This is a genomic window from Brevibacillus laterosporus (assembly GCF_030489605.1).
In the GTDB taxonomy this organism is placed as follows: Bacteria; Bacillota; Bacilli; order Brevibacillales; family Brevibacillaceae; genus Brevibacillus_B; species Brevibacillus_B laterosporus_E.
The window spans coordinates 1-5,374 of record NZ_JAUKFY010000047.1 but is presented as its reverse complement, the minus strand read 5'-3'; the positions used below and the strand labels follow the sequence as shown (position 1 = coordinate 5,374).

The following is a 5,374-nucleotide window of genomic DNA, read 5'->3' as shown; positions in this document are numbered from 1 at the left end:
AATATTAGGAGACGACTTTTTACTTTTACCTATCAATACTCACTACATCTTCTACAGGAATCCACCAGAAATCCTCATGGTTTTTTAGCTTGATCTTTTTAAATTGGGAATCAAACTTATCTACCCATCCCCAAGCAGATTCTATCACGCCTCGTCCTTTTTTGTCTCTTTCCACCAGCTAATTGTAAGGGCGTAGTCATATTGACGTGAGTCAGATATCCTATAACAAAACTCGGCTGGTTCATTCTCTGGCAAGAGAATCATCAAAGAGAATTTTAATATTTAATCGATTATTTATTTTTCGTGAGGCTAATAATAATCTTAAAATATTCGTCGAAATTATTAATGAATCCACGAAATGGTGAATTTAAAGATTCTTTATTAGATACATTATCAAAATATAATGGCATAAATTATCAGCATGTATTCAATAATAACTTATCGCAAACTTATTCAATGCAGACTCGGCTGTAAGTATGGCACCGGCAAGATCATTCCTACGGCTATCTTGTCCCATTCTGAAATAAAGGCTTCGCAAAAAGTTCTTGATGTTCACTCGGGCAATCACCTGATTGCGGCTTCTCGGCCAGCTGGAACATTGCACTAAGGCACTTATCCAGTCAACAATCTCCTGCTGAGGAAGCAGATCCTTGTCAATCATGGTATACACGATACTGGCAATCCGTTCATCCTCCTCTTCACTGAAAATTTGTAACCCATTATGTAACATTCTCTGGATAGCGGCAAGAACCTCAAGCTGTACCGATGCATTGCTCTCTGGGCACTGCACCAGTTCCACCAACGCATCCGCACCGTGGGCCGCACTATGAGCCCAGCCTCCTTCGGGCAAATAGCCGCGTAAATCTTTCTCCTCCTTATAATAGCGGAGCAGTGAAAACTTCAGATGTTGGAAATCAGCTAAATTCAGAAAAGGCTTTTCCCTGTGACGTCGCACAATTAGAGCTATAGGTAGCACAGAAAACGTCCTTGTGAATACAGTCTGGTCACCCTCGCTACCGATATGATAAAATAAATGCTGCTCATCAGTCAGAACAGTCAGAAGCCTGCGCAATTCCTCTTCAGAAAACCTGTTCTCCACATTTATCCATTCAAAGAATGTGGGATAGATCAATTCGTCTCGCAATTCCGGATGTGGATCGCCTATATATTGCAGCATCAAAGTTACGAAATCCTGTAGTTGCTCATCTTCACGAATCTTGTATTTCTCCGCCTCAATTCTTTGAAGATCCATCATTAACTTCGTCCTTGTATCGTTCACTTTCTTATCTCCTTTAACATTACCATAATCTCCTCTATCACAATTTCTGGTTCATCGTGATGAATATAGTGCCCGCTACAACTGGCAATCCGGTGCTTACTAGACGTTGACAGCCGCTGGAAATCGACTTGCAGCCTTTGCTCCAATTCTAGTATTTCCTGACATGGCCACTCCCCGTCATCCATATCCGGTAAACCTCTCGTAATAATTGAAAGAGGAATGTTACTTTGTCGACAATTTTCAACGATTTGCTTATAGCTCTGTACCTTATCGATCTTCTCACTATTTAGCAGAGGGTTATCAAAATATTCTCTATTCTCTGCAACTAACTTTTCTGGCAACACTTTTTCATACTTGAGCTCTTTATACTCGGGCGCAGAGTCAACCAGAACTATGCCGGAGATGAGCTGTGGATAAATACTTGCATACAATCTGGCGATCAAACCACCAAAAGAATGCCCCACTAAGATATAAGGCGGTTCCACGTCAAGTGCCAGCAACAGTTCACAGAGCTCCTCAACAAGATCATGACAAGTCCGAGGACCGGACACTCCTTGGCTCCTGCCGACACCTGCTCTGTCATAGGAAAAGGTTGATGTTTCCTGCGATATCCGATCTTGGACCTCGTTCCATGTCTCGCAGCTATCACCTAATCCGGCAATAAAGATGACGCAAGGCGTACTTTTTTGTGAGTATTTACTGTACAACCTCCTGTTAGAACAGGTATGGAAGTTTTCATTGTAATAACCTCGGGATTCTGAACGGTCAAACTCTATCGTTTTTTGCTCGATATCTTTAACCATATTTTTTGTTTTTTGTTTTAAACCGCATTTCTTTCTGTTAGACATACAACCTTCTCCTATGTACCAATGAATATAAATTTTCTCACGTTTCTTCATCCATTCCTGATTGTTTCTCTCGCGTCATCAAGCTGATTTATACGTTCTCACTGATGCACTTGAAGAATACCTCAATGTGTATGCACGTATTTATTTTTCGAATTTTATGAATCACACTCCCGACCTGATAGTACAAAATGATTCCTACTAGTAAGGATAGTTGCTACAGCTGACTTACCATTTATCCATAAGAAATTCTAAACGTCCCCTCAAGTATAATCTATAACTAGTTTGATTAAAAAGATCTTATGTAGCTAACGTTAGGCTAACTCGCCAATTGTTTCCACCAAAGGTGACTTGAGATACCTTTGGGACTGCATCAAAAGATTCAAATACAATACAGGTCCCGAAACCTATATTTAATAATTGAATTAATTTTATAAAGGCTAGTGTGTCGAAAATGTAAATCATCGCAAATTGTAGCAATAAAAGGGGGTTGCAGCTTTGCTAACATGTTCAAACCCTTGGTTGGATGGCTTTACTTCCTTCAAAAGACTTAGATAGTCCTTACTTATGCGATACGCGAAGTCACCATTGGCTTAAGACAAAAGCTTAATTGTATAAAATAGTGAGTATCACCGAGATTAGAATAGGTGAGTTTGGATGGTAATGATAATGTTAATTGAATGCTTAACATTCACGTTTGTATTTAACAAATAAGTCGGCTATAACACCACAAAAAAAGTATAAGAGCGGTATCCGTGGATCAAAAGATCCTGAACTGCCGTTGCTTTATTGCGCTATCGTTTCCCGTTAGTTGAACAAACTAGACCTCTTGCATATGCCCGTTAGTTTATTGAGAAGATAGACGATAACTATCCAAGTTTGGCATTAGGTCGTCTTGATCTTCTTTTAGATGGCTTTGTTATGCCTAAATAGTTTTTTTACGAATTTTTAGATAATTTAACAAGCGGATCAAGAATTTTACTAGCCATCAAAACATCTCCTCGAATACGAATGCGCGTTCTTATTTTATTAGATGATGAGGAGATTATGCAATGGGTAAAATTACATGTTTATCAACATAAATAGCCCTCCAACGGTTTAATTTCCGTCAGAGAGCTATTTTTGCCGAAGGTTATTTAGGGCACCCCCTATGGGGAGCTGATAATAAACATTGTAACTAATCCCATAGCAATAAACACTGCTACAAGGGAAATAAGAGAGGTTTTAACAAGTTTCTTCTTCTCAGAAATATCTCCTCTCTTATACTGGTATATCGCTCTAAAAATAAAAATAACCGTGATGACTAAAGAAAAAATTAAGATTGAATTTGCCAATTGCTGCATATCTTTATCCTCCACGTGTAGAAATTTAAAAGTTTCCCCTTTTTATTTTGAAAGAGGAAACTTTTAGAAAAAAAAAACAGTAAACTAAAAAATCTCTTACTGTGGTTCTATATCAAAAACATATGCCCATGTCATGTCTAATACTACGCCAGTGTTATCACTATTATTAGCGTATAAACGAGAAGACAGTAGAGCCCAGTAAGCTGAAGTAATTCCAGCCGGTACAGCAGGTGCTCCGCCAAAAATACCTGCTACAACTGCAGTACCAGCAGCTATTGATGAAGCACTAGCGAAATCAGCAGCAACTCTATTAGTCTTACAGCTATCCATTTTTCTGCTATATCCCCACCAGTAGGTCTTTACGTCAGTGGTTATACCGTTACAGTTGCCTTTGATACTAATAACTGAAGAAGGTTTATCTGAATGAATTGCTTTCACATCTAAATTATTATATGCCTTTAAGTCTCCTTCTGCTATCTGTGCATTAAGTTGTTGAAGATGTTTTTGCTGGCCAATCAGTAATTCGTCTTCGAAACCATCGGCTTTTGCTTTTTCAATATCGAATTCAAAAAAGCCTTCACTATTCACTGTAACATACTTTTTCAGAGGGAGAATATCCTCTTTTGTAAAATCCCCTTCTGCAGCTACAGACACTGATTTAGCCTGATCTGCGAAAGCAAAAGCATTTGGTGATGGTGCAATAATCGTGGTAGCAAATAAAGCTAAGAAAGTGAACATCATCAAAATCTTTTTAAACATTTTTATTCCTCCCACAATATGTCAGATAAAGTCTTTTTAATAGATTATCAGAAACATACTGTAAGATATTGTTATAATTTGGGATTTATTATATTTTATTTTTAGATCATACAAGCTAATTTTCTTTTCGACCATAAATACTTACTTCTATATATGTAACTTTTTTCCTCTTTATGTATAAAACCACCCCCTATAAAGGAGGCATTTTGTTCTACTACTTGCTAAATTAAAATAAACCTCACCTATTTCAAAGCCTGTTATTTTACGGCCAAGCTTGTTCGCCGCTTCGACCACAATGTGTGCGTAAGGGAAAAGAAAAATGCCAGTTTGGAACCGGCACTTTTCAAAGATTATTCATTTTGAGGTGCTTGTCCACTAGCAATCCTCAGCTCATCTGCCAATTAACATTTTTTGGACTTGCGAAACATGCCTAGCAACTTATAGGAATAACTTTTGGAATAATTTAAGTTGATTTTGACAACTTTGCAGGAAGCGACAAAGTAAAATTTCGAAGAATGGAAATTCAGTCTTTACCCAAATCTGTAGACATTGGGGATTCCAACTTCTTTTAAGCAGTCACATTTAAGACTAATTCGTTGAAATAATCCCTCTAACGGATAACCGAACTGACTGGAAACATTCTATTTTTGTGATTTGACCTGACAACGATGACCATCGTTGTACAGACAGTAAAAGACTACATTCATTACAGTAACAATGTTCGCATTCAATCGAAACTAAGCAACCAGTCACCGATTAAGTTTCGGCAACTGGTTGCTTAGCAAATAAAGTGTTTTATCCCTGTCCCAAAAACGGGGGTCAGTCCCTTAAGGGACTTTATATCCCCCGCCTCCTTTAGGGTTAGGTGATGGATCATTATAAAAATCTGTCTCATCTAAACAATACTGGGGTTGGTTGTATCCAGAAGGTTTACAATAAAAGGCCTCTGCTTGTGATGCTGGTGCAGCGATTGCTAATAATGACATTGCTAGAACTCCAAATGTTGCCTTTTTAATGAGCTTCATAATACCCTCCATATGTATAATGTTTTCCTTTATATAAAAATAATACCATTAATTCTGTCTAAAGTAAACAATATTCAGTAAATTACGATCAATCACTTATACAACCCATGTTATAAAATATGA

General features: G+C 37.8%; 5 protein-coding genes and 2 pseudogenes. 1 reads left to right on the top strand and 6 read right to left on the bottom strand.

Annotation, left to right across the window (positions count from 1 at the left end):
• Positions 1-25 precede the first annotated feature (25 nt).
• The 5 genes and pseudogenes from QZ995_RS23475 to QZ995_RS23455 form a co-directional block, all read right to left on the bottom strand.
• Positions 26-264, bottom strand: a pseudogene (locus tag QZ995_RS23475) (YolD-like family protein).
• A gap of 163 nt (positions 265-427) precedes the next feature.
• Positions 428-1,279 carry a DUF2785 domain-containing protein gene (locus QZ995_RS23470; protein ID WP_301812346.1) on the bottom strand — a complete coding sequence of 284 codons (852 nt, stop codon included), beginning with the start codon at positions 1,277-1,279 and terminating at the stop codon, positions 428-430.
• Positions 1,276-2,127, bottom strand: coding sequence for an alpha/beta fold hydrolase (locus QZ995_RS23465; RefSeq protein WP_301812343.1), 852 nt, complete (start codon positions 2,125-2,127; stop codon positions 1,276-1,278). Before QZ995_RS23465 ends, QZ995_RS23470 begins: the two co-directional genes overlap by 4 nt.
• 1,145 nt (positions 2,128-3,272) lie before the next feature.
• The gene (locus QZ995_RS23460; protein ID WP_301812341.1) at positions 3,273-3,467 is read right to left on the bottom strand and encodes a hypothetical protein; all 195 of its coding nucleotides are present in this window, start codon (positions 3,465-3,467) and stop codon (positions 3,273-3,275) included.
• 96 nt (positions 3,468-3,563) lie between these two features.
• Complete coding sequence (locus QZ995_RS23455) at positions 3,564-4,226, bottom strand: hypothetical protein (RefSeq protein WP_301812340.1); 663 nt, start codon at positions 4,224-4,226, stop codon at positions 3,564-3,566.
• A gap of 656 nt (positions 4,227-4,882) precedes the next feature.
• Here QZ995_RS23455 and QZ995_RS23450 point away from each other — a divergent pair.
• A pseudogene (locus QZ995_RS23450) lies at positions 4,883-5,008 on the top strand (IS3 family transposase); the annotation flags it as partial.
• Between the two features lie 45 nt (positions 5,009-5,053).
• Here QZ995_RS23450 and QZ995_RS23445 read toward each other — a convergent pair.
• On the bottom strand, positions 5,054-5,251 hold the full coding sequence (locus tag QZ995_RS23445) for a hypothetical protein (protein ID WP_301812338.1): 198 nt from the start codon (positions 5,249-5,251) through the stop codon (positions 5,054-5,056).
• Between the last annotated feature and the right edge of the window lie 123 nt (positions 5,252-5,374).